We start from the raw sequence: 26,278 nt of genomic DNA, 5'->3' as shown, positions 1-26,278 counted from the left end.
ACGGGTGCCGCAGCGTGCCACGGAATGCCCCAGGTGCCGCGGCGCGCCGCGGAATGCCGCCGGGTCAGGCCGGTGGGGTGTCCGCCGGACGCAGCGTCGCCCATCCGTCGTCGCGGGCCCGGCTCGCCGCCAGCAATCCCGCCACCGTCGACGAGTTGGTGATCTCGCCGCGCAGGATCATCGCTACCGCCTCGTCCAGGTCGAACCAGACGATCTCCAGGTCCGCTTCCTCGTCGGTGCGTTCGTGCCGCTCCTCCTCCGGCACCGGCGTCAGGTCGCGGGCCAGGAACATCCGGATCGTCTCGTTGCTGAAGCCCGGCGACGTCTCCAGATCGACCAGCAGGTCGAAGCGGGCGGCCGTGTAGTCCGTCTCCTCGGCCAGCTCGCGCCGGGCGGTGAGCAGCATCTCCTCGCCCGCCACGTCGCGCAGGCCGGCCGGCACCTCCCACAGGCGCCGGCGCACCGGGTGCCGGTATTGCCTGATCAGCACCACCCGGCCGATGTCGTCCAGGGCGACGACGCCGACCGCTCCCCTGTTCTCCACCACGTCGCGGGCCGCCGTGCCGCCACCGGACATGGTGACCTGCTCGGTGTGCACGCTGAAGATCGGGCCGGCGTATCGCTCGACCCGCGACAGGGTCTCGTGCTCGAAGGCGGTCACGACGCTGTGCTGCTACCGGCCGGGGTGCCTACGGCCCTGGCGGAGAACCCGGGCCCCTCCGGGGCCGTGCTGCCGGCGCCGTCGAGGGCGGCGGCCTCGGCCAGCGGGCCGACCGGCAGCTCGTCGGCCGCCGCGTATTCCACCGCGGCCCGGACGAACGCGGTGAACAGCGGGTGCGCCCGGGTCGGGCGGCTCTTCAGCTCGGGGTGCGCCTGGGTGGCCACGAAGAACGGGTGCGTCTCGCGGTCGAGCTCGATGAACTCGACCAGCCGGCCGTCCGGCGAGGTGCCGGAGATGCGCAGCCCGGCCTTGGTCAACTTGTCGCGGTAGTCGTTGTTGACCTCGTAGCGGTGGCGGTGCCGCTCGGAGATCTCGGTGCTCTCGTAAGCGTCCGCGACCACCGAGCCGGGGGTCAGCGCCGCCGGATAGGCACCCAGGCGCATCGTGCCTCCGAGGTCGCCCTTGCCGGCCACGATGTCCTGCTGGTCGGCCATCGTCGAGATGACCGGGTGCTTGGTGAGCTCGTCGAACTCCAGCGAGTTGGCGCCCTCGAGCCCGGCCATGTTGCGGGCCGCGTCGATCGTCATGCACTGCAGGCCGAGGCACAGACCCAGGATCGGGATGCCGTTCTCCCGGGCGTACCGGGAAGTGTTGATTTTGCCCTCGATGCCCCGGATGCCGAAGCCGCCGGGGATGACGATGCCGTCGACGCCCTTGAGGGCGGAGGCGGCCCCGGCCGCGGTGTCGCACTCGTCGCTGGGCACCCAGCGCAACTGCACCTTCGCGGTGTTGGCGAAGCCGGCCGCGCGGATCGCCTCGCTCACCGAGAGATAGGCGTCCGGCAGGTCCACATATTTGCCGACCAGCGCGACCGTGATGGTGCGCCGCGGGTGGTGCACGCGCTGCAGCAGGTCGTCCCAGCTCGACCAGTCCACATCGCGGAAGGACAAACCGAGCCGGCGCACCACATAGGCGTCCAGGCCCTCGCGGTGCAGCACCTTCGGGATGTCGTAGATGCTCGGCGCGTCCGGGCAGGCCACCACGGCCTCGCGGTCCACGTCGCAGTAGAGCGACAGCTTGTGCTTGAGCTTCTCGGGGATCTCGCGGTCGCTGCGGCAGACCAGCGCGTCCGGCTGGATGCCGATGTTGCGCAGCGTGGCGACCGAGTGCTGGGTCGGCTTGGTCTTCAGCTCGCCCGACGGCGCCAGATAGGGCACCAGCGAGACGTGCAGGTAGAACACGTGGTCACGGCCGATCTCGTGGCGCACCTGGCGGATCGCCTCGAGGAACGGCAGCGACTCCATGTCGCCGACCGTGCCGCCGACCTCGGTGATCACCACGTCGGGGGTGCGGCCGAACTCGTCCGGGTCGGCCATCGCGAAGATGCGCTCTTTGATCTCGTTGGTGACGTGCGGGATCACCTGCACGGTGTCGCCGAGGTATTCGCCGCGGCGCTCCTTGGCGATCACCGCGGAGTAGATCTGGCCGGTGGTGACGTTCGCCTTCTGCGACAGCGACCGGTCGAGGAAGCGCTCGTAGTGGCCGACGTCGAGGTCGGTCTCGGCGCCGTCCTCGGTGACGAAGACCTCACCGTGCTGGAACGGGTTCATCGTGCCGGGGTCGACGTTCAGATAGGGGTCGAGCTTCTGCATCACAACCCGGAGCCCGCGCGCGGTCAGAAGATTGCCGAGGCTGGAGGCGGTGAGGCCTTTGCCCAGCGAGGAGGCGACGCCCCCGGTGACGAAGATGTGTCGGGTGTCGCGCGCTGTAACGGCCAAAGCCTGCTCCCGTGGTCGGTCTTAAAGCGGTCTTGCAGACCGGCGCGGCAAGCGCCATCCACGGGATTCCACGGTAACACCTCCGGCCCGGGAAGCGCGTTCGGGCTGCTCGTTCAGCGTGTCTGCGGCGGGACGAGCCAAACTGGGCCCGCCCGGGCCATCCGACTCGCCGTCCGGCCGGGTGCGGTCCGCCGCATGATCGAGAACACGCAGCGTGGTCAGCACGGCCGTCGGCACGGCCGCCGCGGCCGCCGCCCCGGCCACGGTCAGCGCCGTGCCGCCGAGCGCGCCCGCGATCAGCGCCGCCACGGTGATGCCCGCGCCGGCCGCCCGCAGCGCCGGGTGCAAGCCGAACAGGCGGTTGAGTCCGCCCCACGGGGAGAACTGGCAGAACGCGAGCATCAGCGCGCCGACCACCGCGAGCACGGTGAGTGGGCTGTCCACCAGGGACAGACCGTTGGCGGTGGCGGCGCGCTGCATCGCCGGGCCGGCCGTGCCGTCGCCCAGCGCGGTCAGGAACCGGCCCAGACTGCCCTGCTCGGGGGCGGGCCGGCGCAGGTCCATCGCGGCGAACCCGATGGTCACCGCGAGCCCGGCCAGGGTGGCCCAGGCGAACCGCGGGAAGGTGAGCCAGCCGCCGGCGCTGATCGCCGCCGCCACGCACACCCCGGCGGTCACCGCGATCGCGCCCGCCGGGTCGGCGCCCAGATAGGGGCTGCCGACGATGACCACGGCCAGGCCGCCGATCAGCGTCACGATCACCGGGCGCCAGGGTTTGCGGATCCACTGCGCGAGGCAGCCGGCCACCACCAGCATGCCGGTGACGAACACGCCGAGGCCGACGCTGCCGACACCCGCGTAGCGGCCGCCCTGCGCCGCCGAATAGCCGGCCACGCCGTTGAGCTGCAGGCGTGCGCCGCTGATCAGGTCGGCGCCGACCACCACCGCGCCGATCAGCGCGACCGCGGCCATCGGCCACAGCGTGCGCCGGAAGCGGGGTGCGACCCGGACGACGGCGGTGCCGATCGCGGTCAGGCCGACCGTGATGGCGCCGAAGGCCAGCCCCGGATGGGACGAGCGCCACCACGGTGTCGCGTCCGCCAGCAGCGCCGCCGGCAGGAACAGCGCGGCCGCGATCAGGGCGACCTCGACGGCGGCGACCAGGGGTCGCGGCGGGGCCGCCGGGCCGCGTGGGCCGGCGTGCCGCCGGGCCCGCACCATAAGTGGCACGACCAGCAGGAACAGCACCAGTTGGGTGGCCGCGAGGGCGGTGAAGAACAGGTCGGTGACGCCGCGCTGGGCGGTGGCCCGGCCGTCCGCGTCGTGCGCGCCCCGGACCGCGTCCTCCAGGTCGGCGGGACGGCCCGGCACGGTGGTCGCGGACCGGCCGCCGAACACCTTCTCCGGCTCGACGCGGCCCACCGCGGCGAGCACGGTCGGCGCCAGGTCGACCAGTTGCAGGTAGCCGTCGCGGCCGGTGCCGGCCGAGGTGAGCCAGCCGCCGTCCCAGCCCTCGCCCTCGGCCATCGCCACGTGCAGGCGGGAGCTGGTGGACGTGTCGGACAGCCCGGCCACCACCACCAGGGAGCGGTTCGGGCGCCCGGCCACCACCCGGCCGAGCAGCGCGTCGGCGCGGGCCACCGCGGTCTGCCGGGCGGTGCCGGAGCCGGCGACCGTGCCCAGGTCGACGATGCTGAGCACGCAGTCGTCGAGCAGTTCCTTGGGGTCGGCCGGCAGCTCGGCCTCGTAGCGGTCGACGCGGCCGAACGGGCGGGCCGCCGCGATCGCCGCGCCGGTGCCGACCGCGACCGTGCAGCGCACCGACTCGGCCAGCGCGCCGGGCACCGCGCCATAGGGCAGCGTGTCCTGGTTGGTTCGCACGATGCCGCGCTGCTGGCCGATGTTCGCGCCCAGGTTGTCCGGCTCGGTCAGGTCGGGCGCCATCACCGGGCACTGGCCGCGCACGGTGGCGGTGTCCCAGGCGGCGTAGTTGCCCGCGCCCAGCGTGAGCCAGCCGTCGGCCGGGCAAGTGACCCGGTGCGCCGAGCGGACCGACAGCCAGCCGACCGAGCCGCGGCCGGCCAGTGCCCACATGTTCGGGGTGCGTTGCGGGTCGAGGTCGTCCCAGCGCAGGCCCGCCGCGCCGGCCACCACCACATAGTCCAGGGGCTCCTTCGCCGGGCCGGTCGCCGGGCGGATGGCCAGCGCCATCAGGCTGGCCGCGGCGGCGAGGACGACCAGCGCGTACGGCAGCCAGGCCCGGACCCGGCGCGCCGGGATGCCGGTGCGGCGCACCCGGCGGATCCGATCGAGGAAGCTCTTCACCCCTGGGTCACTTCGGCGTATGCCGCCAGCACATCCGCGACCGTGCCCTCCTCGGTGGGCCACTCGGCGGCGCGCTTCGGACCGCGGGCCGCGTATTCCGCGCGCAGCTGCGGGTCGGCGAGCATCCGCTTCATCGCCGCGTCGAGAGCGTCCACGTCGGACGGAGGGATCAGCACCGCGGCCTCGCCGACCAGCCCGGGCAGCCCGCCGACCGAGGTGCAGATCAGCGGCACGCCGGCTCGCAGCGCCTCCTGGGCGAACAGCTGCCGCGCCTCCCAGTCGCTGGTCACCACCGCGAGGTCGGCGCCGGAGAGCAGGTCGGGCACGTCGTCGCGGTGCCCGAGCAGGAAGAACCGGGCGCGTTTCTCGCTGGCTCGCTGCGCCAGCGACATGTAGCTCGGACCGGAGCCGGCCACCACGGTGATCGGCGCGGGCATCAGGTCACGCCATCGGGCCGACGCGTCGACCAGCAGGTCGTAACGCTTCTGCGGGTGCAGCCGACCGACCGACAGGATCAGTGGCACGTCCGGCGCCAGGCGGAACTCGGCCCGGATCGCCGCGCGGGTGCGTTTCGGCGGCGCCATCGCGGGCGCCGACACGGCGCCCAGGCGGGCCCGCCCGCCCAGCTCCTGAGCCCGCTCCACGAGGTCTTCCGAGGCGCCCAGAACCAATGCCGCGGTGCGCGCGACAACCCGCTCCACCAGCGCCGACGCCTGCGCCCGCAGCCCCTTGCCGAGCACCGCGTTGTGCAGCGTGACGACCAGCGGCGCGGCCGGCCGGGCCAGCGCCGCGACGAACCCGGCCCGCAGCCCGTGCGCGTGCACCACGTCGAGGGTGTGCGCGGCGAGCGTCCGCTTCAGGGCGCGGACCACGGCGGAGTCCTGCGGCCCGGGGCTGGCCGGGATCTCCATCGGCACGAACTCGGCGCCCGCAGCGGCGAAGCCGAACAGCTCGTCGGTCGCGGCCGGCCCGCAGACCAGCACCGTGCACCCACCGGCGATCAGGCCGCGGACCAGCGAGGAGACGTGCTGCCCGACACCACCGGTGCTGGACCCCAGCACCAGCGCCACCGAACCGCGCCACGGGCCTCGCGCGTAACTCACGCCGACTCCTTCCGCCTCCGTCTGATCAATCCGCGGACCTTGCGCACATCCCGGGCGTCGAGCGCGAAGGCCACCAGCGCGAACGCCACCAGGACCACGACGCCGCCCAGCATGCCCTGGATCAGGCTGCGCACCGCCCCCGGGGTGTCGCCGGCCAGCTGCCCCACGCCGGTGACCGTGGCCCACCCGGCGAACGCGGCGACGACGGCCGCCACGATACCGGCCGCGGACGCCCGGCCGAGCCCGGCGAGCGCATCCGGGCCCGCGTGGCGGCGCACCGCGGACACCAGCAGCAGTCCGATCGCCGACATGCCGAGCGCGTTCGCCAGGCCCAGGGCCAGCACCTGCCGCTGCTCCCCCAGCAGCGCCGACAGCGTCACCGCGGCCACGGCGGCCACTCCCCAGCCGGTCGCCGTCGCGGCCGCCGCGGCCACGGTGGCGCCCCGTGCGTAGAGCGCCCGGGACAGCAGCGCGAACAGCGCGTACCCGAACAACCCGGCGGCGAATCCGGCGATCCCCGGACCCGCCTCCGTGGCGCCGATCAGATAGGCGGCCGGCTCGGCCAGCGCGGCGAGCGCGGCCGCGCCGAGCCCGGCGAGCAGCATCACCGAGCGCGCGGTCGGCGCCAGCGCCGCGCGGAAACCGGGCAGGTCGGCCGCGGAAAGTGTCGGATAGACGGCAGTGGCGAGCGGCACCGCGAGCACCGCCCAAGGCAGCAGAAACACCGTCTGCGCGGCGTTGAACGCGGTCAGCCCGCCGCCCACCGCCAGCGCGATGACCACTGCCAGCATCACCTGCTGCGCGCCGACCGTGACCGCGCCCGCCCAGCCCAGCCGGATCGCCTGGCGGCCCTCGTCGCCGGGGAACGCGAACCGCGGCCGCAGCGAGAGCCGCAGCCGGCTCAGCGGGATCAGCAGGCACAGGGCCAGCACCACGACGCCGAGCGTGGTGCCCACCGCGAGGACCCGCTCGCCGGTGTCGCTGAGCCCGGCGAAGTCGGTACGCGCGCCGTCCACCGCGGCATAAGTCAGGTATGCCGCCATCACCGTCACGCTGGACAGCAGCGGCGCGATCACCGGCCAGGCGAACCGGTGGTGCGCCTGCAGCACGCCGGTGAGCACGATCCCGATGCCGTAGAGCGGAAGCTGCGGCGCGAACACCCGCAGCATGCTCGCGGCCACCTCACGGTGTTCCGCGGGCACCCCGGGCAGCAGCCCCGAGATCGGCCCGGCCAGCAGCGCGACCAGCAGCGCGAGCGGCACCAGCACGGCCAGCACCCAGGTGAGCAGCGCGGACGCCACCGCGTTCACCCGGTCGCGGTCGCCGGCGGCCACGTGCGCGGCCAGCAGCGGCACCACGAGCGACGCCAGCGCACCGCCGGCGACCAGCTCGAAGACGATGTTCGGGATGGTGTTGGCGGCGTTGTAGATGTTGCCGAGCGGGCCGGAACCGACGGTGTGCAGGAAGACGAACGTGCGGCCGAACCCGGCGATCCGGGCGACCACGGTGAGGACGGCGATGACCGCGGCGGCACCGGCCAGCCGGCCGGCCCTCACGCCTTCAGCCGGCCCAGCTCGTCGACCCGGCGCAGCCACGGGGTGTCCTGGATGACCTGGGTGAAGCTGACCTTCTCGCTGGCCATGGTGAGGCCGGCCAGCACGGTCAGCGCGAGCGCCCGCCCGGCCGGCCCGGTGCGCGCGGCCAGCGCCACGCCGAGCAGCGCGCCCAGCGCGTTCGCCCCGGCGTCGCCGAGCATGATCTCCTCGCCCAGGTCGGCGGGCAGCAGCGCGGCGCCGGCGCCGACCGCACCGGCCGCGACGCCGCCGCCCCGGCCCAGGGCGAGCGGCGCGCCGATCGCGACGCCGGCCTTGAGCGCCCGGCCGGGCCGCAGGTCGAGCAGGTTCAGCAGGTTGGCGGTGCCCGCGATGACGCCCGCGCCGAGCAGCACGTCGATCGTGGAGGTGCGGCGGAGCAACGCCGACGCGACGAGCGCGCCCGCGCCCACCCCGGCGATCTTCACCAGGCCGGAGGTCACCCGGCCCTCGCGCAGCGCGCCGAGGTGCCCGGCGAAGCCCTTGGCGGCCTTCTGCTCGGGCCGGTTGCCGGCGACGTCGTCATAGAAGCCGACCGCGCCGGACGCGGCGCCCGCGGCCAGGGCGGCGAACGCCACCGCGGGGGTCGACGCGCCGGCGGCCGCGCCGAGGGTGGCGCCGGCAGCCAGTGCCGGACCGCCGGCCAGGGTGACCGTGCGGCCGTGGAAGTTGGTGCGCTCCAGCGCCGAGGCCCGCGGATCCTGCCGAATCCAGCCGAGCGCCGCGCGGGCGGTGAGCGCGCCGATGCCGATCGCGCGGAGGAAGGCCATGGGCGAAGAGTCTAGGGACCGGGCGCTATGCCGCGGCCTTGGGCACCAGCGAGGCGGCGCCCGGAGCCACGCCGTACTGGCCGGTCTTGCCCTGCGCGACCCGCTCGATGGTGGCCAGCGCGGTGGCCAGCTGACCCTGGGTGGAGCTGGCGTTGTCCACCGTGGAGATGTATTGCACCAGGGTCGGGTCGGCCCGCACCTCGGCCACCAGGGTGCCGTCGACCGCGCCGTCGCCGGCCACCACCGTGGGCCGGTCGGCGCTCGCGAACTGGCTGGTCAGCGTCACCGCGGCCGCGCTCTTCTTGGCCGCGTTGGTGTCCGTGGCGGGCAGCGCGGAGATGATCACGGTGGCCTCGGCGCCGCCGGCCGCCTTGTCGTCGACGGTGATGTAACCGGGCTCGGAGAACGCCGTCAGCACCGCGGTCAGGTCGGCCGCGGTGACCGGGCTGGGCTGCTGCTGCAGGGCCAGGGCCAGCAGCGCGCTGGAGGTCTCCACACCGTTGCTGTTGTTCGGCAGCCCGGCGGCCGGCACGGTCGGCTGCGACGCCTGCTCGGCCAGGTCGAGCAGCTCGACGTCGTTCAGCGGGTCGAAGAACTTCTCCTGCACGTCCACCTTCGCGGTGATCGTGGCGCCGGCCACGGTCAGCATCGCGATCACCTGATCGGCGTACTTCTGCGTGTTCGGCAGCGCCAGCACCAGCAGCTTGCGCCCGGTCAGCTTGCCGTTGAGCAGCGCCGGGGACACCTCGGTCGCGAAGTCCTGCGCCCGGTTGAGCTCCTCGCGATATTGATTTTGCTGGTCGCGGAGGTTGCTGTTGTCCCGGCCGACGGACTGCACCTGTTCCTGCAGGCTGTCCGCGACCGGGCCGTTGAGCGCCGCGGTGCCGACCACCAGGCCGATGGCCAGGGCCAGGAAGACCGCCGTCAACGACACCACGTGGTAACGGAAGTTGATCACGGCTGCAGGATCCCCAAAACTAGAGCTAGAAGAGGTGGCCGAGCTGGAACACGAGATTGTCCCACCACTCGGACACCACGGCGAGGTAGGCCTTCGCGACCGTGGACACCGCCACCGCGGAGGCCATCGCCGCGATCGCGGCCAGCACGAGCAGCAGCAGCGACGAGCCGCTGATGTTCTGCCGGTAGAGCCGGCTCACGCCCTTGGCGTCGACCAGCTTGCCGCCGACCTTGAGCCGGGTGAGGAAGGTCGAGGCCATGCCGCCGCGACCCTTGTCGAGGAACTCGACCAGGTTGGCGTGCGTGCCGACGGCGACGATCAGCGACGCGCCCTTCTCGTCGGCCAGCAGCATCGCGAGATCCTCGCTGGTGGCCGCGGCCGGGAAGGTCAGGGCCGCCACGTCGAGCTGGCGGACCCGCTCCAGGCCGGGGGCGCGACCGTCCGGATATGCGTGCACCACGACTTCGGCGCCGCAGCGCAGCACGTCGTCGGTGACCGAGTCCATGTCCCCGATGATCATGTCGGGGCTGTAGCCGTTTTCCACCAGCGCGTCGGCGCCGCCGTCCACGCCGATCAGCACCGGCTTGAACTCGCGGATGTAGGGCCGCAGCACCTCGAGGTCGGCCTTGTAGTCATAGCCCCGCACCACGATCAGCACGTGCCGGCCGGCGATGCTGGTCTGCACGTTGGGCACGCCGACACCGTCGAGCAGCAGGTCGCGCTCCTGCTTCAGATAATCCATGGTGTTCGCCGCGAACGCCTCGAGCTGCACCGACAGACCCTCGCGCGCGTCGGCCATGGCGGCCGCGACGGTCTCCTTGTCCTGCCGGATGCCGGTGGCCACCACCTCGCCGTCGATCAGCACGGTGTCGCCGTCGATGCTGACCAGATCACCCTCGTGCACCCGGTCGAGCAGCTCCTCGCCCAGGTCGTCGATCAGCGTGATGCCGGCGCCGACGAGCACCTCCGGACCGAGGTTCGGATAACGCCCCGAGATCGACGGCTTGGCGTTGAGCACCACCAGCACCCCGACGGCGACCAGCGAGTCGGCGGCCACCCGGTCGATGTCGACGTGGTCGATGACCGCGATCTCCCCGGGGCGCAGCCGCCCGACCAGGCGTTTGGTCCGGCGGTCAACGCGGGCGGTGCCGGAAAGGGCTCCCGGTTCGACCGTCCGGGTCCGGCGCAAGGTGGGAAGTCGCATCGTTAACCATCTTGACACGCGACATCACCTCGCCTCTGTCCGACATGCGCGATCTCACCCCCAAAAGGGGTAAATCGCCTCAGCTGCGTTTCTCCTTGCCCGCCACCGCCAGCAGCTCCTCCGCGTGCGCGATGCCCAGGTCCGAGTCGGGCAACCCGGCGAGCATCCGGGACAGCTCGCGCGCCCTCTCAGTCTCCTCCACCACCCGCACACCGCTCGTGGTGATCGCGCCACCGGTGTCCTTCGCGACCACGAGATGGCGATCCGCGAATGCCGCGACCTGCGGCAGGTGGGTCACCACCAAAACCTGATGGGTACGCGCCAAGCGCGCGAGCCGCCGCCCGATCTCCACCGCCGCCTGTCCGCCCACCCCGGCATCCACCTCGTCGAACACCAGCGTCGGCGGACCACCCGCCCCGGCGAACACCACCTCGATGGCCAGCATCACCCGGGACAGCTCGCCACCGGAGGCGCCCTTCTGCAGCGGCAGCGCGGGCGCGCCCGGGTGGGCCAGCAGCCGCAGCTCCACCTCGTCGGCGCCGTCCGGCCCCGGGCCCTCGCCCCGCGCCGCGACCACCACCTGCACCTTGGAATGCGGCATGGCCAGCCCGGCCAGCTCGACGCTGACCTGGTCGGAGAAGCGCCCGGCGGCCTCGGCCCGAGCCGAGGTGAGCCGCCCGGCCAGGTCGAGCACTTGCGCCTCGAGCCGCTGACGCTCGCGGTCGAGCTCCTCGAGCAGCTCGTCGGAGGTGTCCAGCAGGGACAGCCGCTCGCGGGCATGGTCGGCCCAGGCGATCACGCCGTCCACGTCGTCCGCGTATTTCCGCATCAGCCCGCGCAGCGCCGCGCGGCGCTCATAGATCACCTCGAGCCGGGCCGGATCGGCGTCCAGCGCGCTCAGATAGGCCGACAACTCGGCGGAGACATCGCCCACCAGGGTCGCCGCCTCCTCGATGCGCGCGGCCAGGTCGCCCAGCGCCGGGTCCACCGTGGCCTGCGCCTCCAGCGTGCGCCGGGCCGAGCCGAGCAGCTGAGCCGCGTCCGGCGCGTCCTCGGTCACCTCGACGCCGCCGGCCAGCGCGACCGACGCCAGCGCCGCGGCCGTCCGCAGGCCCTCGGCGTGCTCCAGCCGCTGCACCTCGGCGCGCAGCTCGTCGTCCTCACCCGGCTGCGGGTCGACCCGGGTGATCTCGTCCAGCCCGAGCTTGAGCAGCTCGGCCTCCTGGGTGAGCTCGCGGGCGTTGCGCCGGCGGTCGGCCAGGTCGTCGACCGCGGCGCGCCACCGCAGATAGGCCTCGCGATAGGTCTCCAGCAGCTTCTCGTGCTCGGCGCCGGCGAACCGGTCGAGCGCCGCCCGCTGCTCGGCCGGGCGCAGCAGCCGCAGCTGGTCGGACTGGCCGTGCACGGCGACCACCTGCTCGCCGACCTCGCTGAGCATCGCCACCGGCATGCTGCGTCCGCCGACGTGCGCGCGGGACCGCCCCTCGATGGTCACCGTGCGGCTGAGCAGCACGGTGCCGTCGTCGTCGATCTCGGCGCCCGCCTCGGTGATGCGGGTGGTGACCGCGCCGGCCAGCGGACCGGCCAGCCGCAGCCGGCCCTCGACGACCGCCCGGCCCGGGTCGGCGCGCACCCGCCCGGCGTCGGCCCGGCCGCCGAACAACAGGCCGAGACCGGTCACCACCATGGTCTTGCCCGCGCCGGTCTCACCGGTGATGACGTTCATCCCCGTCGTCAGGTGCAGGGTCGTGTCGTCGATGACGCCGAGCCCGGTGATCCGCAGTTCCTCCAGCACAGGGCAGAGGGTAGTGGTGGCATGTGACAAATGCCCACCGGGCCGGTCTATCAGCGTCGATTTCCGCGCCAGCCGTCCACCGGCAGGGCGAACTTGGCCACCAGGGTGTCGGTGAACGGCCGCGGGGCCAGCCGGACCAGGCGTACCGGCAGGTCACCGCGCTCGACCGTGACCCGGGCGCCGGGCGGCAGGTCCCAGGTGCGGCGGCCGTCGCAGCAGAGCACCGCGAACGACGTGTAGGGATCCACCGTGATCGAGAACGTCGAGCTCGGCGCGGTCACCAGCGGCCGGCTGAACAGGGCGTGCGCGCTGATCGGCACCAGCAGCAGCGCTTCGACCTCGGGCCAGACCACCGGGCCGCCGGCCGAGAACGCATAGGCCGTCGAGCCGGTCGGCGTGGCGCACACCACGCCGTCGCAGCCGTAGCGGGACAGCGGCCGCCCGTCCACGTCGACGAGCAGCTCGAGCATCTGCGCGCGCTGTCCCTTCTCGACGCTGACCTCGTTGAGCGCGAACGACTCGGCGATCAGCCGCCCGTCGTACTCCGCGCGCACGTCCAGCGTCAGCCGTTCGTGCACCGTGTACGTGCCCTCGACCACCTCGCGCACGGCCCGGTCGATGTCCCCCGTCTCGGCCACCGCCAGGAAGCCGACCTTGCCCAGGTTGATGCCGAGCATCGGCGCCTTGGCCGGCCGGGCCAGCTCGGCCGCCCGCAGGAACGTCCCGTCCCCGCCCAGCGCGAAGACGATCTCGACGCCCTCGGCCGCGGCCGGATCGTCGGTCGGGGTGACCCCGGCCGGCAGCTCCAGATCGGCGACCTCCTCGGCCACCACCCGCACCTCGAAGCCCGCGGCGAGCAGGTCCCGGGCCACGGCCTGGGCGTGCGCCGCGCTCTGCCGGCGTCCCGTGTGGGTCACCAGCAAGGCTGCACGGGTCATGGAAGATCCTCCACGGAAGGCGACAGTGCTTGTCCCCCGGCGCCTGGTCCTTCGGACGGCGCGGAGAACCCGGGCTTCGGAGAAGCAGAAGCTATCCTGCCCGACGGCCCGGCGGCGACCACGGCCCGTATCCGCTCGGGGTCGGCCGGTGACGCGCCCTGGCGGAACCACACGAAGAACTCCACGTTGCCGCTCGGCCCCGGCAGCGGGCTGGCGGTCACGTCGGCGACGCCCAGGCCGAGACCCGCGGCGACCGCGCACACGTCCAGAACCGCCTCGGCGCGCAGCTCCGGCTCCCGCACCACGCCGCCGGTGCCGACGCGATCCCGGCCGACCTCGAACTGCGGCTTGACCATCAGCGCCAGATCGCCGTCCGGCAGCGTGCACGCCGCCAGCGCGGGCAGCACCAGCCGCAGCGAGATGAAGGACAGGTCGGCCACGGTCAGCTCGACCGGGCCGCCGATCGCGTCCGGAGTGAGCGTGCGGACGTTGGTGCGCTCCAGCACCACCACCCGGTCGTCGGTGCGGATCGGCCAGGCGAGCTGGCCGTAGCCGACGTCGACCGCCACCACCTGCGCCGCGCCGGCCCGCAGCAGCACGTCGGTGAAACCGCCGGTGGAGGCGCCCGCGTCGAGGCAGCGGCGGCCGGTCACGGTAAGCCCGCCGGCGGCGAACGCGGCCAGCGCGCCGGCCAGCTTGTGGGCGCCGCGGGACACGTAGTCGTCGCCCGGCTGCTCGCCGGTGACCAGCACCGGGTCGGCCGGGTCGACCATCGCGGCGACCTTGCGCGCCACCGTGCCGCGCACCTGCACGCGGCCGGCCTCGACGAGTTCGGCGGCCTGCTCGCGGGAGCGGGCCAGCTTGCGGCGGACCAACTCGGCGTCGAGCCGGGCACGACGGGCCATCGGTCCTACCCGTCGATGCTCGCGAGGGTCTCCCGCAGGACCTCGTGCGCCGCTTCGTATTCCGCGATCTGCTCGGCCGGCGGCAGCTGCGCGGCGTTCTCCAACGCGCGCAGCATGCCGTCCACCGCCGGGTGACCCGTTTCGCCGTCCGACGGCTGCAGCGGCGCCGCATGACCAGGCGGCAGTCCAGGCATTCCCGGCCGCGGGCCGGGCTGCGGGTGGGGGAAGGTCACTGTCCGGCCTCCGGTGCGGTCTTCTTGGCTGCGGTGGTCTTCTTCGCCGGCGCCGCCTTCTTCGCGGCCGCCTTCTTCACCGGCGCGGCTTTCTTCGCAGCCGTGGCCTTCTTGGTGGGCGGCAGCTCGGTGGCGGCGGCAACCTCCTTGATCGCGGCGACCGGCGACTCGGCCGTGCCCACGGGCGCCGGCGGCGACGACTTCGCCACCGTCTTCTTGACGGCCTTCTTGGCCACCGCCTTCTTGGCCGGCCCGGGCGCCGCCCCCGCCTTCTTCGCCGGCCCGGGCGCCGGCGCGGTCGCCGCGGCCGGCATCTGGTTGGGCGGCGCCTTCTTCGCGACCTTCTTGGCCGGCAGCGGCGCGGGCTTGTTCAGCCGCTCACCCGCCGTGTTCTCGATCGCGCCGCCCTCGGCCGCCGAGGCGCGCGCCTGCGCCGCCTTCAGCTGCTTCTCCAGGTCACGGACCCGGGCGTTGAGGTCGTGCACCTCGTCGGAGGTGGCCAGCCCGACCACGCCCAGCGCGCGGTCCACCTCGTAGCGCACGATGTTGGTCAGCGCCTCGCGGTTGGCCATGCCCGTGCTCATCAGATCCTCGACCAGGCCCTGCAACTGGGCGGCGGTCGCGCCACCCCGGTTGACGAGCTCGCCGGCCACCTTTTGCGCCCGCTTGCGCGGCGCCTCCGTCAGTCCGAGCGCCATCTCCAGATACGCCCGCCATGCGTCCTGCATGATCGCCCTCCTTCGCGTCAGGTGTCACGCTACCGGGCGGCCCGTCCGAGGTCGTGCGGTACCGTGCGGACAGCCCGGGTGTCGCGGATCATGGGACCCGGACGACGACTCGGGAGGAACAGCGCGATGGCCACCGTGGACGAGTGCCGGCAGGCTCTGCACGACCTTGCCACCCGGCTCGACACGAATGCGGAGACCCGCGGGAAGCTCGACTTCGACCGCACGCTCGCCTGCCGGGTCACCGACCCGCAGACCGCGTTCCACGCCCGCCTGTCCGACGGCCGGCTGGTGGACATCGCGGACGGCGACGACCCCAAGGCGAAGATCGCGCTGATCGCCACCGGCGACGACCTGATCGCCCTGGTGGCCGGCAAGCTCGACGTCACCCGCGCGGTCGCGTCGCGTCAGGTGGTCATCAAGGCCAACCCGTTCGATCTGCTCAAGCTGCGCAAGCTGCTGTAAGTACGTCTGCCGACGTAGGCGGAAAGCCGCGCGGGGGCGGACGCCGGCGGACCGCCCGGCGACCAGTCTCGAAGGCATGACAACTCCCGTCGAGACTCATCAGCTGACCAAGCGCTACGGGAACCTGACCGCGGTCGACGCGCTCGACCTCGAGGTGCGGGCCGGCGAGGTCTACGGGTTCCTCGGCCCGAACGGCGCCGGCAAGACCACCACGCTGCGGATGCTGCTCGGGCTGATCCGGCCCACCTCGGGCACCGTGCACCTGTTCGGCGCCGCGCCGGGCCGGCCCGGACATCTGGCCCGGGTCGGTTCCCTGGTCGAGGGGCCGGCCTTCTACCCGTACCTGTCGGGGCGGGACAACCTGCGGGCGATGGCGCGGCACGCCGGCGTGGGTGACGACCGGGTCGCGCCGGTCCTCGACCAGGTCGAGCTCACCACCCGCGCCAAGGACCGATACGCCACCTATTCGCTCGGCATGAAGCAGCGGCTCGGCGTGGCCGCCGCCCTGCTCAAGGACCCGCGGCTGGTGGTGCTCGACGAGCCGACCAACGGCCTGGACCCGGCCGGCATGGCGGACATGCGGCTGCTGGTGCGGCGGCTCGGCGCGGCCGGCTGCACGGTGCTGCTGTCCAGCCATCTGATGACCGAGGTGCAGGAGCTCTGCGACCGGGTCGGGGTGATCGCGAACGGACGGCTGGTCGCCGAGAGCACGGTGGCGGATCTGCGCGGTGAACGTACCCTCCGGATCGTCGCCGACCCGCTCGAAGCCGCCGCCGATCGGCTGCGCGGCCTGCTCGGACCGGACGCGGTCCGGGTCCGCGACGGCGGCCTGGACCTGGCCGTCGCGCCGGAGCGGGCCGCCGCGATCAACGCCGAACTGGTCCGCGCCGGCCTCGCCGTGCGCGAGCTGACCACCCGCGAACGCAGCCTGGAACAGGCCTTCTTCGACCTCACCACGGAGCCCACCCATGTCTGACCACATCCGCGCCGAAGGGCGCAAACTGCTGCGCCGGCCCGCGATCTGGACGCTCTTGGGCGTCGCCCTCGCGCTCAGCCTCGTCTTCACCTACCTCGTCCCGTACGCCGGGTACGCCGCCGGCACCACAGGACCCACCGCCGACCGCGGCCTGACGGCGATGCTGCCCGCCAACCTGGTCGGCAACTCGGTCGGCGGCCTGCCCGTCTTCCTCGGCGCGCTGATGCTGATCCTGGGCGTGCTGACGGTCGGCAGCGAATACGCGTGGGGCACCTGGAAGACCGTCCTCACCCAGGACCCGTCCCGGCTGCGGGTGTACGCCGCGAAGCTGATCGTCGCCGTGCTGGCCGCCCTGGCCGGGGTCCTCGCGGTGTTCGCCGCCGGCGCCGTCCCGAGCGGGCTCATCGCGGCCGCGGAGAACGCGCCGATCGCCTGGCCCGGCGTCGGAGAACTGCTCGTCGGCATCGGCGGCGGCTGGCTGATCGCGGCGATGTGGACGGTCCTCGGCGCCCTGCTCGGGATCGCGCTGCGCGGCGTCGCCCTGCCGGTCGGGCTCGGCCTGGTCTGGATGCTGGCCGTGCAGAACCTGCTCGCCCTGATCGCCGCGCCGCTGCTGGACTGGGTGGCCGACCTGCAGAAGGCGCTGCCCGGCCCGAACGCCGGCTCGATGGTCGCCGCGCTCGGCGCCGGGCCCGACACCCCCGGCGTCGAGGCGCTGGTCGGCGGTGGCCAGGCGGCCGTGGTGCTGGTCGCGTACCTGCTGACCTTCGCCGCACTGGGCGGCGCGCTGCTCCGGCGGCGTGACATCCTGTGAGCACCATGGGCCGGATCCGCGTCTCGCTGCTCGACGGGTCGGCGGCGCTGGTGCTGCTGCTGGCCGGAGTGGTCGGCACGGCGCCCGCCGCCCGCAACGTCGGGCTGACCGTGGACGGCTGGTGGGTCTATCTGCCGGTGGTGGCGGCGGCCCTCGCGGTGGCGGTGCGCCGGCTGTTCCCGCTGCCCGTGCTGACCGTCTCGGTGGCCGCGGTCTGCGCCTACATGCTGCTCGGCCTGTTCTACGGTCCGATCTTGTTCAGCCTGGCGTTCGTGCTCTACACGGTGGCGGCGCACCGGCCGCTGCGGGTGTCGGCGTCCGCCACGGCGGCGGCGTCGGTGCTGATGGTGGTCGCCGGGCTGATCGGCACGGACCTCGGGCCGGTCGGCGTGACGCCGGTGGTGACCTGGGCGGTGGCGCCGCTGGCCGTCGGCGTGACCGTGCGGGTGACCCGCGAGCAGCGCACCCAGAACCGCCGGGACGAGGCACGCCGGCAGGCGGACGCGGAACGGCTGCGGGTCGCGCAGGAGGTGCACGACGTGGTCGGGCACGGGCTGGCGGCGATCACCATGCAGGCGGACATCGCGTTGCACCTGCTCGCCAAGCAGCCCGGCGACGCGGCGCAGGCCGCAGCGGCGCTCACGGCGATCAGCCGGACCAGCCGGGAATCGCTGGACGAGTTGCGGGCGACGCTCGGGGCGGTGCGCAGTGGGCCGGCCTCCGAGGATCGGGCGCCGGCGCCCGGGCTGGCCCGGCTGGACGCGCTGATCGACCGGACCCGGGCGGTGGGGGTGCCGGTGTCGGTGTCGGTTTCCGGGCCGGTGGGCGGGCTGCCGGCCGCGGTCGATCTGGCGGCCTACCGGATCGTCCAGGAGTCCCTCACGAACGTGCTGCGGCACGCGGGCTCGGCGACGGCCTCGGTGCGGGTCGTCGCGGCCGGGGGCGAGCTGACGGTCGAGGTGGTCGACACCGGCCGCGGCGTGCCGATCGGCGGGCATCGCGCGCCGGGCGCGGCCGACCGGTCCGGCACGGCTGATCGGCATGGCGGGCCGGGTGCTGCCGGTGGGCACGGCCTGACCGGCATGCGTGAGCGGGTGACGGCTCTGGGCGGGCGGCTCGAGGCCGGTCCGCGCGCCGGAGGCGGCTTCGCCGTAACCGCGACAATCCCCGTCCCACCCGCTTCTCCCACCCACCCCTCACCCGGCCAGCCATCCGGCGCCCAGCCCTCGCCCGCCCAGCCCTCACCCGCCCAGCCCTCTCCTGCCCAGCCCTCATCTGCCGCGCCGTCCGGAGGTTCTGATGTCTGAGTCTGAGCCTGAGCCCGAGATCCGCGTCGTCGTGGCGGACGACCAGGACCTGGTGCGGATCGGCCTGCGCGCCCTGCTGGACAGCGAGGACGGCATGACCGTCGCGGGCGAGGCGGCGGACGGCCTGGCCGCGGTCGACCAGGCCCGCACCCACCACCCCGACGTGGTCCTGATGGACGTCCGCATGCCCGGCATCGACGGCATCGAGGCCACCCGCCGGATCGCCGCCGACCCGGCCCTCTCGGGCACCCGCGTGATCGTCCTGACCACGTTCGAGATCGACGCCTACGTCTTCGACGCCCTCCGCCACGGCGCGAGTGGTTTCCTCACCAAGGACACCAAACCCGCCGATCTGGTACGCGCGATCCGCCTGGTCGCGGCCGGCGAGGCCCTCCTCTCCCCCTCGGTGACCCGCAAGGTGGTGCGCGAATTCGCGTCGAGGCCGTCCCGGGTCCTCAAGCCGCATCCCCAGCTGGACGCCCTGACCGACCGCGAGCGCGAGATCGTCGGCCTGGTCGGCGAGGGCCTGAGCAACGAGGAGATCGCGGCCCGCCTGGTGGTCAGCCCGGCCACCGCCCGCACCCACGTCAGCCGGGCCATGATCAAGCTGTCCGCCCGGGATCGCGCCCAGCTGGTCGTCTTCGCGTACCAATCCGGCCTGGTCGACTGAGCCGTGCCGCCGCGGGCCGGACAGGCCGGGTGCGATGCTTGCGCACATGCGGGATCTGCCACACGTCGACGAGCACCGGGTGGTCGTGGCCGCGCCGGCGGAGGTCGTGTGGCGTGCGCTGCTGGACACTGTGGACCGTTCCTTCGCTCCGGCCGCGTCGGCTGTCTATGCCCGCGCGGTGGGCTGCGTGCCGGTCGGATCGTCCGGTCCGCGCCCGCTCACCACCGGCTCGACGGTCCCGGGCTTCGAGGTGACCGGCGCGGCCCCGCCCGCCGAGCTGATCCTCGAGGGCAGCCACCGCTTCTCCCGCTATGCCCTGATCTTCCGCCTGGACCGGCCGTCCGCCACCACGACGATCGTGCGAGCGGAGACCCGAGCCGCCTTCCCGGGCAGGCTGGGCGCCGTCTACCGCACCGCGGTGATCACCTCCGGAGGCCACGCCATCGGTGTCCGCCGTCTGCTCACCAGCGTCGAGCGCCGGTCCGGACACCATCGGTGACCGTCCCTTCGGCGTTGCCCACGGCGAGCTTCTCCGCGGCCACGCCCCTTCTCCGCGGCCACGCCCCTTCTCCGTGGCCTCACCCTCTCCGTGGCCTCACCCTTCTCCGTGCCGAGCGATTCGCGGATCGCGGTCGGCGCCGGCGGCGGGCACCCGCCCGGGAGAATCGCCTCGCCGCCCGCTACGGTCGCGGGAGTTCCCGCATTTGCGCACCTAGTGGAAAGTAGGTTTCCGCCATGGCTTCCCGGATCAGTGAGCTCGTGCTCGGTTGCCGCGACCCCGAGGTGCTCGCGCGCTTCTGGTGCGAGGTGCTCGACTTCGTGGTCCTCGACCGCGAGGACGACGGCAGCATCGAGGTCGGGCCGCGCGAGGGTTTCGGCGGCGCGCAGCCGACGCTCATCCTGAGCCGCCGCGACAAGCCGGAGCCCGGCAAGCCGCGGCTGCACATCGACGTCAACGCCACCGACCGCGACCAGGACGCCGAGCTCGAACGGCTCCTGCGGCTCGGCGCCCGCCCGGCCGACATCGGCCAGACCGGAAACGAGTCCTGGCACGTCCTCGCCGACCCCGAAGGCAACGAGTTCTGCCTGCTCAAGACCCGCCTCAAGCCCCTCTGACCCGAGCCACGGCCTCAGACCCGAGCCGCAGCCTCAAACCCGAGGCGCGGCCTCAAACCCGAGGCGCGGCCGGAAGCGGCCGCGGGCGCCGGCCCGGAGGCCGGCGGCGTTAGGGTGAGGCGTGCGGGGGAAGCACCGATGGCGGCTGGCGTTCGGGGTGCTGGCGGCTGCCCAGATGATCGTCTTCGTGACGGTGGCCGGCCTGGTCCGCACGGGCTACGACCCGCACCGCAACTGGGTGAGCCAGCTCTCGCTCGGTCCCGGCGGGTGGCTCAACGACCTCAATCTGGCCACCTGCGGTGTCTGGCTGGTCATCTGCGCGGACGGGTTGCGGCGGCGGCTGATGCCCACCCCGGTGGCGCGCCGGGCTGTCGGTCTCGTCGTCTGCTGCGGCGTCTGCCTGGTGCTGATCGCGGTGATCCGCACCGATCCGGGGCTCGGCTTCCCGCCGGGGGTGCCACCCGCGCGGACCACTGGCGGCACCGTCCATCAGATGATCTCGATGGTGCTCGGCGCCGGCGGCATCGCGGCCGCGGCGTTGCTCGGGCGTGCGGTCCAGGCCGCCCGCGCCGGGCTGCTGGTCGCGTTGTCGATGGCGGTGACGTTCGCGGCCGCCACCGTGCTGGTGCTGCTGGACGCCTGGGCTGTGCTGCCGGGCAACCCGAGTGGCCTGCTGGAACGCGTCGCGCTCTTCGGCGGGCTGTGCTGGATCGGCGTGATCTGCGTGACCCTGCTGCGCGACGACCGCCGAATCACCCGGATCGCCCAGCCCGACATGACCCGCGAGCGCGAGACCATCTGACACCGGCCACGTGGTCAGGTCGGTTCCAGCGGCAGCATCGGGTTCTTGCGGCCTCGCACCGTTCGCAGCGCCCGGGCAGTCGACACTCCGCCGGCGCGGCCCTGGTGCACCGCGTGCAGCAGATGCAGCGGCGGCCACAGCGCCATCAGCAGGCGGGCGGTCAGCCAGGCGCGACGATACGACGCGGCGTCGACCAGCTCCGCGTGCCGGCGATAGCCCGCCTCGGTCATCACCAGATAGTCGCGATAGGCGCCGAACCGGTCCGCGATGCGCCGCGCCGACGTGCCCGCCCACAACCCGCTGTCATATCGGATGCGCAGCCCGGCGGCGTGCAGGTGAATGCCCAGGTCGAGGTCTTCGTGCACGTCGGCGGCGGTGCACAGCCCGGCGCGTACGCGGCGCCACGCGGTGGCCCGGACCGCCATGTTCGCGCCGAGGATCCAGTCCATCCGGGTGGACCAGACCGCCCGGATCGCGGCGTCGCCGACGTTGGTCAGGGGCGCGAGCGCGACGTCGTAGTAGCGCGCCGGACCGGTCAGCGCCTGCACCGACGGATCCGCGAACCCCGCACGCACCCGGGCCGCCCAGTCCGGTGGCAGCCGGGTGTCCGCGTCGATCCGGCCGATCACCTCGCCGGAAGCGGCGTCCATGCCGGTGTCCCGCGCGTGCTGCACGCCCTGCCGGGCCGAGGCCAGCACCGTGATCCGGCCGGCATAGGCGGCGAGCACGCGCCGGGTGCCGTCGGTGGAGTTGTTGTCCACCACGATGATCTCGTCGACCGGCTCCCGCTGGGACAGCACCGCGTCGAGGCACGGACCGATGAACGCCTCTTCGTTGTAGACCGGAACAACCACCGAGAGCACAGTGGACCTTAGCCATGCGAAGCCTCCGGCGGTGACCGCCATCGTGACGGACGCGAACAGGCCCGAGATCAGGCGCCGGTCGTCACGCCCCAGGCGGTCATCAGTTCGGACGGGCCGCTGACCTTCGCGCCGTCCCAGGCGGCCGGGCACAGCAGACGCAACGCATCCACCGGGTCGCCATCGCCCGAAAGGGTCGCCGTGCCGCCGGTGACGGACACGCTCCATCCGCCGAGCCGCGACGTGCCGGGTTCCGGGATGCGCACCGCCGACGGGTCCGCGAAGAGCCCGGACAGGTCCGCCGCGACATAGACCGGCCGGCGCGACGGCGGCGCGGCCAGCAGGTCGGCCGGACCGCTCACGCCGGTCAGCACCAGCAGGCTGTCCATGCCGGCCCGGACCGCGCCCTCGATGTCGGTGTCCAGCCGGTCGCCCACGGTCAGCGGGCGCTCGGACTTGGACAGGGCCGCGGCGGTCTCGAAGAGCGCCGGCTCGGGCTTGCCGACCACCACGTCCGGATCACGATCCAGAGCGGTACGCAGGACGGAAACCAAAGACCCGTTCCCCGGCAGCGGCCCCCGCGGGCTGGGCAGCGTCCGGTCCGTGTTGGTGGCCACCCATCGGGCGCCCGCCCGCACGGCCAGCGCCGCCTCGGCGAGCAGCCGCCAGCCGACGTCCGGCCCGAAGCCCTGCACGACCGCGGCCGGCTCGTCCTCGAGTGACTCGACCGGCGTCAGCCCGGCATCGCGCACGTCCTGCCGGAGCGCCTCGGCCCCGACCACCAGCACCGCCGCGCCGGCCGGCAGGTCCCGGGCCAGCAGGGCGGCCGCGGCGCCGGCCGACGTCAGCACCTCGTGCGTGGCGGCCGGCACCCCCATCCCGGTGAGCAGGTCGGCGACGTCCGCGGCGCGACGCGAGGCGTTGTTCGTCGCGTACGCCACCGCGGTCCCGTCCGCCCGCAGCCGTTCGACGGCCTCAGCCGCACCGTCGATCGGCTTGTCGATCAGGTAGATGACGCCGTCCAGGTCGAAGATGACCAGGTCGTAGGCGTCGACCAGCCGGCTCACCGCTCGCGCGGCTTATCGTCGTCCGGCTCACCGGCGACGAACTCGTCCCCGGCCACCTTCTCCTCCTCCACGGAATCCACAGAGGCGTCGATCCCGGCGTCGACCAGATCGTCCTCGGCCTCCGCCTTGACCAGGTCGGCGCGCGCCTGCTCGGCGGCCGCGTGGATCTTGGCGTCGTCGGCCGGGTCGATCGGACCGTCGGTCAGCGGATCGTCGGTGTCCTCGGACTCGTCCAGCTCCTCGTCGGTGCCGTCGTCGTCCACGAACGCGTCCGACTGGAACTGCGCCTCGTCCCGCTCGTCGACCATCTCCGAGGTGGCCGTCGCCGCGGCGTCCGCGACCCGGGTCTCGTCGTCGAGGTCGTCCTCGCCGTCGAGGTCGTCCTCCTCGTCGGTGTCCGCGTCGTCGTCGTTCCAGCGACCGGCGTCCGGGCCCGAATACCGCCCGTCCGCGTCCTCGTCGTCGGTGTCGGTGTCGGTGTCGGTGCCGTTGTCGTCCGCGCGAGCCTCGGCGTCCTCGCCGGACTCGTCCTCGCCGGCCTCGTCATCATCGTCCTCGGGCTCGTCACCCTCGATGGTCACCCCGTCCAGCTCGAGCAGCCGCTCGGTGGCGTCGGTGACCTCGTCGGTGTCGGCGGCCGCGGCCCGCGAGAACCACTCCCGTGCTTCCTCACGGCGGTCCGCCGCGAGCAGGGCATCGGCGTACGCGTAACGCAGCCGCGCCGCCCACTCGGCGTCCTCGTCCGTGGTCAGCTCACGCACCTGCAGCATCGCCACCGCCGCCTCGTGCTGACCCAGGTCGCCACGGGCGCCGGCGGCCACGATCAGCAGCTCGATCGCGCCGCCCTTGTCGAGGGAGTCCTTGTCCGCGCCGCGGAACAGGTCGATCGCCCGCTCCGGCCGGCCCAGCGCCCGCTCGCAGTCGGCGATCTCCGCCAGGTGCGTCTGCTTGCCGGACATCCGGTGGTAGGTCCGCAGCTCCGCGATCGCGGTCGCCCAGTCCCCCGCGGCATATGCGGCCAGCCCGACGGCCTCCCGCACCACAGCGATCCGGGAGGCGATGCGGCGCGCCGCGATGGCGTGCTGCATCGCCAGGTCGGCGTCCTCGTCGATGATCTGCCCGGCCGCGACCAGGTGCCGCGCCACGGTGTCGGCCATGTCCCGCGACAGGCTCAGCAGCTCCTTGCGCACGTCCTGGTCGAGGTCCGACGGCTGGATCTCGTCGGGGATCGCCGGCGCCTGGAAGGCAGGCAGGCGGGGGTCCTCCTCGCGGTCCCGCTGAGGTCCGCGATCATTCGGCCCACGATCTTCCCGGTACGCGTCCCGCGGCGCACTGCGGGCCCCACGGTCACCGGCGCTCTGCGGGCGCTCACGGTCGCCACGGAAGCCGCCACGGTCGTCCCGCGCCGGCGGCCGGTCACGGTCGCCACCACGGTCGTCGCGCGGCGGCCGGTCACGGTCGCCACCACGGAAGCCACCGCGGTCGTCCCGGTCGCGGAAGCCGCCGCCCTGCGGACGGTCCCCACCCCGGAAGCCGCCGCCCTGCGGACGGTCCCCGCCCCGGTAGCCGCCGCCGCTGCTCTGCGGACGGTCACGGTCTCCGCCGCCACCCTGCGGACGGTCGCTACGGAAGCCGGGACGGTCGTCCCGGTCACCCTGGAAGCTCTGCCGGGGGCCGCCACGGTCGTCGCGCGGCGGCCGGTCACGGTCGCCACCACGGAATCCACCGCGGTCACCGCCACCCTGATAGCCACCGCTGCTCTGCGGCCGGTCACGGTCGCCGCCCCGGAAGCCCCCGCCCTGGGGACGGTCGCCACCACGGAAACCACCGCTCTGGGGACGGTCGCCGCCACCCTGATAGCCGCCACGGTCACGGTCGCCGCCCCGGAAGCCGCCACCCTGGGGACGGTCACCCTGCGGACGATCGCGGAAGCCGCCGCCCTGCGGACGGTCACCGCCCCGATAGCCGCCACCACCGCCCTGCGGACGGTCCCGGTCTCCGCCGCGATAGCCGCCGCGGTCGCCGCCACCCTGATAGCCGCCACGGTCCCGGTCGCCACCACGGAAGCCGCCGCGGTCGTCACGGTTGCCCTGGTAGCCGCCGCCACCGCCCTGCGGACGGTCACGGTTGCCCTGGTAGCCGCCGCTGCTCTGTGGACGGTCACCACCCCGGTAACCACCACGGTCGCCGCCACCCTGGTATCCACCACGGTCGCCGCCACCCTGATAGCCGCCACGGTCCCGGTCGCCGCCACGGAACCCGCCGCGGTCGCCGCCACCCTGATAGCCGCCGCCACCCTGGGGGCGGTCACGATTGCCCTGATAGCCGCCGCCCTGGGGACGGTCGCGATTGCCCTGGTAGCCGCCACTGCTCTGCGGACGGTCGCCGCCTCGGTAGCCGCCGCCACCGCCCTGCGGCCGGTCCCGGTCTCCGCCGCGATAGCCGCCGCGGTCGCCGCCACCCTGGTAGCCGCCACGGTCGCGGTCGCCGCCACGGAACCCGCCGCGGTCGTCACGGTTGCCCTGGTAACCGCCGCCACCGACCTGCGGACGGTCACGGTTGCCCTGATAGCCGCCGCCCTGGGGACGGTCGCCACCCCGGTAGCCGCCGCCACCACCGCCCTGCGGACGGTCACCGCCTCGGAAGCCGCCACGGTCGCCGCCCTGCGGACGGTCACCGCCTCGGAAGCCACCGCGGTCGCCGCCACCCTGGTAACCGCCACGGTCGCGGTCTCCGCGCGGAGCTCCGCCCTGATAGCCACCACGGTCACGGTCGCCACCGCCACGGAAGCCACCGCCCTGGGGCCGGTCGCCACCTCGGAAGCCGCCGCGATCGCCGCCGCGGTCGCTCCCGCGGGAGCCACCGCGGTCGCCGGATGGACGACTGCCCCGGTCACCACGGGGTGCGTCGCCGCCTCGGTCGCGACCGCGGCCGGCGCGGCCTTCGTCGTCGCGGGCGCCGGCGTCGCCGTCCTGCGGTCCTGTCGTCACGGGTCAATCCTTCCGATCCGGCGAGCACCCTCTGGACGGGCAAACGCCTCGATGTTCCAAGCTACAAGCAGACGTGCATACAAAAGCAGCCGAGGGCCGCCCCCATAGTGGGGGTGGCCCTCGGCTGTCACGTTGAGTCCGGCGGCGTCCTACTCTCCCACACCCTCCCGAGTGCAGTACCATCGGCGCTGGTGGGCTTAGCTTCCGGGTTCGGAATGAGACCG

The 26,278-nt window shown here is 73.7% G+C and carries 25 protein-coding genes and 1 rRNA gene; 9 read left to right on the top strand and 17 right to left on the bottom strand.

The genetic code is table 11. The features are described from left to right. Positions 1 to 64 precede the first annotated feature (64 nt). The 13 genes from ACZ6TI_RS42955 to ACZ6TI_RS42895 all read right to left on the bottom strand — a co-directional run bounded on the left by ACZ6TI_RS42955 (position 65) and on the right by ACZ6TI_RS42895 (position 14,990). On the bottom strand, positions 65 to 661 hold the full coding sequence (locus tag ACZ6TI_RS42955) for an NUDIX domain-containing protein (RefSeq protein ID WP_465351050.1): 597 nt from the start codon (positions 659 to 661) through the stop codon (positions 65 to 67). Next, entirely contained in the window at positions 658 to 2,439 is a 1,782-nt protein-coding gene (locus ACZ6TI_RS42950; RefSeq protein WP_465351049.1) for a CTP synthase, read from the bottom strand. Before ACZ6TI_RS42950 ends, ACZ6TI_RS42955 begins: the two co-directional genes overlap by 4 nt. A 21-nt stretch (positions 2,440 to 2,460) precedes the next feature. Then, positions 2,461 to 4,764, bottom strand: a complete 2,304-nt coding sequence (locus ACZ6TI_RS42945) for a hypothetical protein (RefSeq protein WP_465351048.1) — start codon at positions 4,762 to 4,764, stop codon at positions 2,461 to 2,463. Next, on the bottom strand, positions 4,761 to 5,867 hold the full coding sequence (locus ACZ6TI_RS42940) for a glycosyltransferase family 4 protein (protein ID WP_465351047.1): 1,107 nt from the start codon (positions 5,865 to 5,867) through the stop codon (positions 4,761 to 4,763). Before ACZ6TI_RS42940 ends, ACZ6TI_RS42945 begins: the two co-directional genes overlap by 4 nt. Then, a complete protein-coding gene (gene murJ / locus ACZ6TI_RS42935) occupies positions 5,864 to 7,423 on the bottom strand; it encodes a murein biosynthesis integral membrane protein MurJ (RefSeq protein ID WP_465351046.1) in 1,560 nt (519 codons plus the stop codon). The genes ACZ6TI_RS42940 and murJ overlap by 4 nt, the downstream gene beginning before the upstream one ends. After that, on the bottom strand, positions 7,420 to 8,229 hold the full coding sequence (locus tag ACZ6TI_RS42930) for a hypothetical protein (protein ID WP_465351045.1): 810 nt from the start codon (positions 8,227 to 8,229) through the stop codon (positions 7,420 to 7,422). The genes murJ and ACZ6TI_RS42930 overlap by 4 nt, the downstream gene beginning before the upstream one ends. A gap of 25 nt (positions 8,230 to 8,254) precedes the next feature. Further along, positions 8,255 to 9,187, bottom strand: coding sequence for a copper transporter (locus ACZ6TI_RS42925; protein ID WP_465351044.1), 933 nt, complete (start codon positions 9,185 to 9,187; stop codon positions 8,255 to 8,257). Between the two features lie 25 nt (positions 9,188 to 9,212). Beyond that, positions 9,213 to 10,391 (bottom strand): putative cytokinetic ring protein SteA, encoded by a 1,179-nt coding sequence (gene steA / locus ACZ6TI_RS42920; protein WP_465351043.1) that lies wholly within the window; start codon positions 10,389 to 10,391, stop codon positions 9,213 to 9,215. A gap of 79 nt (positions 10,392 to 10,470) precedes the next feature. Then, positions 10,471 to 12,186, bottom strand: a complete 1,716-nt coding sequence (gene recN, locus ACZ6TI_RS42915; RefSeq protein WP_465351042.1) for a DNA repair protein RecN — start codon at positions 12,184 to 12,186, stop codon at positions 10,471 to 10,473. 50 nt (positions 12,187 to 12,236) lie between these two features. Further along, the gene (locus tag ACZ6TI_RS42910) at positions 12,237 to 13,124 is read right to left on the bottom strand and encodes an NAD kinase (protein WP_465351041.1); all 888 of its coding nucleotides are present in this window, start codon (positions 13,122 to 13,124) and stop codon (positions 12,237 to 12,239) included. Then, positions 13,121 to 14,029 carry a TlyA family RNA methyltransferase gene (locus ACZ6TI_RS42905; RefSeq protein WP_465351040.1) on the bottom strand — a complete coding sequence of 303 codons (909 nt, stop codon included), beginning with the start codon at positions 14,027 to 14,029 and terminating at the stop codon, positions 13,121 to 13,123. The genes ACZ6TI_RS42910 and ACZ6TI_RS42905 overlap by 4 nt, the downstream gene beginning before the upstream one ends. A gap of 5 nt (positions 14,030 to 14,034) precedes the next feature. Then, positions 14,035 to 14,223, bottom strand: coding sequence for a hypothetical protein (locus tag ACZ6TI_RS42900; RefSeq protein WP_465351133.1), 189 nt, complete (start codon positions 14,221 to 14,223; stop codon positions 14,035 to 14,037). Between the two features lie 35 nt (positions 14,224 to 14,258). After that, positions 14,259 to 14,990, bottom strand: coding sequence for a phasin family protein (locus ACZ6TI_RS42895; protein WP_465351039.1), 732 nt, complete (start codon positions 14,988 to 14,990; stop codon positions 14,259 to 14,261). A 126-nt stretch (positions 14,991 to 15,116) separates the two neighbouring features. On the opposite strand from ACZ6TI_RS42895, the gene ACZ6TI_RS42890 reads away from it, so the two are divergent. The 8 genes from ACZ6TI_RS42890 to ACZ6TI_RS42855 all read left to right on the top strand — a co-directional run bounded on the left by ACZ6TI_RS42890 (position 15,117) and on the right by ACZ6TI_RS42855 (position 21,137). After that, positions 15,117 to 15,452: an SCP2 sterol-binding domain-containing protein gene (locus tag ACZ6TI_RS42890; RefSeq protein WP_465351038.1), complete on the top strand. Its 336-nt coding sequence runs from the start codon at positions 15,117 to 15,119 to the stop codon at positions 15,450 to 15,452. Between the two features lie 76 nt (positions 15,453 to 15,528). Further along, complete coding sequence (locus ACZ6TI_RS42885; protein WP_465351037.1) at positions 15,529 to 16,428, top strand: ABC transporter ATP-binding protein; 900 nt, start codon at positions 15,529 to 15,531, stop codon at positions 16,426 to 16,428. Further along, positions 16,421 to 17,242 (top strand): ABC transporter permease, encoded by an 822-nt coding sequence (locus tag ACZ6TI_RS42880; protein WP_465351036.1) that lies wholly within the window; start codon positions 16,421 to 16,423, stop codon positions 17,240 to 17,242. Before ACZ6TI_RS42885 ends, ACZ6TI_RS42880 begins: the two co-directional genes overlap by 8 nt. A gap of 5 nt (positions 17,243 to 17,247) precedes the next feature. After that, a complete protein-coding gene (locus tag ACZ6TI_RS42875; protein ID WP_465351035.1) occupies positions 17,248 to 18,549 on the top strand; it encodes a sensor histidine kinase in 1,302 nt (433 codons plus the stop codon). Continuing rightward, positions 18,542 to 19,219, top strand: coding sequence for a response regulator transcription factor (locus ACZ6TI_RS42870; protein ID WP_465351034.1), 678 nt, complete (start codon positions 18,542 to 18,544; stop codon positions 19,217 to 19,219). The genes ACZ6TI_RS42875 and ACZ6TI_RS42870 overlap by 8 nt, the downstream gene beginning before the upstream one ends. A 46-nt stretch (positions 19,220 to 19,265) precedes the next feature. Next, positions 19,266 to 19,718 carry a hypothetical protein gene (locus tag ACZ6TI_RS42865; RefSeq protein WP_465351033.1) on the top strand — a complete coding sequence of 151 codons (453 nt, stop codon included), beginning with the start codon at positions 19,266 to 19,268 and terminating at the stop codon, positions 19,716 to 19,718. A gap of 236 nt (positions 19,719 to 19,954) precedes the next feature. Further along, on the top strand, positions 19,955 to 20,335 hold the full coding sequence (locus tag ACZ6TI_RS42860) for a VOC family protein (RefSeq protein WP_465351032.1): 381 nt from the start codon (positions 19,955 to 19,957) through the stop codon (positions 20,333 to 20,335). A 121-nt stretch (positions 20,336 to 20,456) separates the two neighbouring features. Beyond that, positions 20,457 to 21,137, top strand: a complete 681-nt coding sequence (locus ACZ6TI_RS42855) for a DUF998 domain-containing protein (RefSeq protein WP_465351031.1) — start codon at positions 20,457 to 20,459, stop codon at positions 21,135 to 21,137. Between the two features lie 14 nt (positions 21,138 to 21,151). Here the strand turns inward: ACZ6TI_RS42855 and ACZ6TI_RS42850 are convergent, their stop codons facing one another. The 3 genes from ACZ6TI_RS42850 to ACZ6TI_RS42840 all read right to left on the bottom strand — a co-directional run bounded on the left by ACZ6TI_RS42850 (position 21,152) and on the right by ACZ6TI_RS42840 (position 24,221). Continuing rightward, positions 21,152 to 21,991, bottom strand: coding sequence for a glycosyltransferase family 2 protein (locus tag ACZ6TI_RS42850; RefSeq protein WP_465351030.1), 840 nt, complete (start codon positions 21,989 to 21,991; stop codon positions 21,152 to 21,154). A gap of 77 nt (positions 21,992 to 22,068) precedes the next feature. Continuing rightward, positions 22,069 to 23,064, bottom strand: a complete 996-nt coding sequence (locus ACZ6TI_RS42845; protein ID WP_465351029.1) for an HAD-IIA family hydrolase — start codon at positions 23,062 to 23,064, stop codon at positions 22,069 to 22,071. Then, a complete protein-coding gene (locus tag ACZ6TI_RS42840) occupies positions 23,061 to 24,221 on the bottom strand; it encodes a tetratricopeptide repeat protein (RefSeq protein ID WP_465351028.1) in 1,161 nt (386 codons plus the stop codon). Before ACZ6TI_RS42840 ends, ACZ6TI_RS42845 begins: the two co-directional genes overlap by 4 nt. Between ACZ6TI_RS42840 and ACZ6TI_RS42835 the strand changes: the two genes are divergently transcribed. Further along, positions 24,144 to 26,162 (top strand): hypothetical protein, encoded by a 2,019-nt coding sequence (locus ACZ6TI_RS42835; RefSeq protein WP_465351027.1) that lies wholly within the window; start codon positions 24,144 to 24,146, stop codon positions 26,160 to 26,162. The two genes, ACZ6TI_RS42840 and ACZ6TI_RS42835, sit on opposite strands and share 78 nt — an antisense overlap. Before the next feature lie 28 nt (positions 26,163 to 26,190). On the opposite strand, the gene rrf is transcribed toward ACZ6TI_RS42835, so the two are convergent. Then, positions 26,191 to 26,278: ribosomal RNA gene (gene rrf / locus ACZ6TI_RS42830) — 5S ribosomal RNA — on the bottom strand; the annotation flags it as partial.

It is taken from the genome of Actinoplanes sp. NPDC051388, assembly GCF_055586225.1.
This window is presented reverse-complemented; position numbering and strand designations above follow the sequence as displayed.

What these genes read in the sequence shown, in the direction of transcription:
- ACZ6TI_RS42930 (WP_465351045.1), bottom strand. Translation starts at nt 8,229, where the DNA reads ATGGCCTTCCTCCGCGCGATCGGCATCGGCGCGCTCACCGCCCGCGCG.
- steA (WP_465351043.1), bottom strand. Translation starts at nt 10,391, where the DNA reads ATGCGACTTCCCACCTTGCGCCGGACCCGGACGGTCGAACCGGGAGCC.
- ACZ6TI_RS42910 (WP_465351041.1), bottom strand. Translation starts at nt 13,124, where the DNA reads ATGACCCGTGCAGCCTTGCTGGTGACCCACACGGGACGCCGGCAGAGC.
- ACZ6TI_RS42905 (WP_465351040.1), bottom strand. Translation starts at nt 14,029, where the DNA reads ATGGCCCGTCGTGCCCGGCTCGACGCCGAGTTGGTCCGCCGCAAGCTG.
- ACZ6TI_RS42900 (WP_465351133.1), bottom strand. Translation starts at nt 14,223, where the DNA reads ATGCCTGGACTGCCGCCTGGTCATGCGGCGCCGCTGCAGCCGTCGGAC.
- ACZ6TI_RS42895 (WP_465351039.1), bottom strand. Translation starts at nt 14,990, where the DNA reads ATGCAGGACGCATGGCGGGCGTATCTGGAGATGGCGCTCGGACTGACG.
- ACZ6TI_RS42890 (WP_465351038.1), top strand. Translation starts at nt 15,117, where the DNA reads ATGGCCACCGTGGACGAGTGCCGGCAGGCTCTGCACGACCTTGCCACC.
- ACZ6TI_RS42885 (WP_465351037.1), top strand. Translation starts at nt 15,529, where the DNA reads ATGACAACTCCCGTCGAGACTCATCAGCTGACCAAGCGCTACGGGAAC.
- ACZ6TI_RS42880 (WP_465351036.1), top strand. Translation starts at nt 16,421, where the DNA reads ATGTCTGACCACATCCGCGCCGAAGGGCGCAAACTGCTGCGCCGGCCC.
- ACZ6TI_RS42875 (WP_465351035.1), top strand. Translation starts at nt 17,248, where the DNA reads ATGGGCCGGATCCGCGTCTCGCTGCTCGACGGGTCGGCGGCGCTGGTG.
- ACZ6TI_RS42870 (WP_465351034.1), top strand. Translation starts at nt 18,542, where the DNA reads ATGTCTGAGTCTGAGCCTGAGCCCGAGATCCGCGTCGTCGTGGCGGAC.
- ACZ6TI_RS42865 (WP_465351033.1), top strand. Translation starts at nt 19,266, where the DNA reads ATGCGGGATCTGCCACACGTCGACGAGCACCGGGTGGTCGTGGCCGCG.
- ACZ6TI_RS42860 (WP_465351032.1), top strand. Translation starts at nt 19,955, where the DNA reads ATGGCTTCCCGGATCAGTGAGCTCGTGCTCGGTTGCCGCGACCCCGAG.
- ACZ6TI_RS42840 (WP_465351028.1), bottom strand. Translation starts at nt 24,221, where the DNA reads ATGGCCGACACCGTGGCGCGGCACCTGGTCGCGGCCGGGCAGATCATC.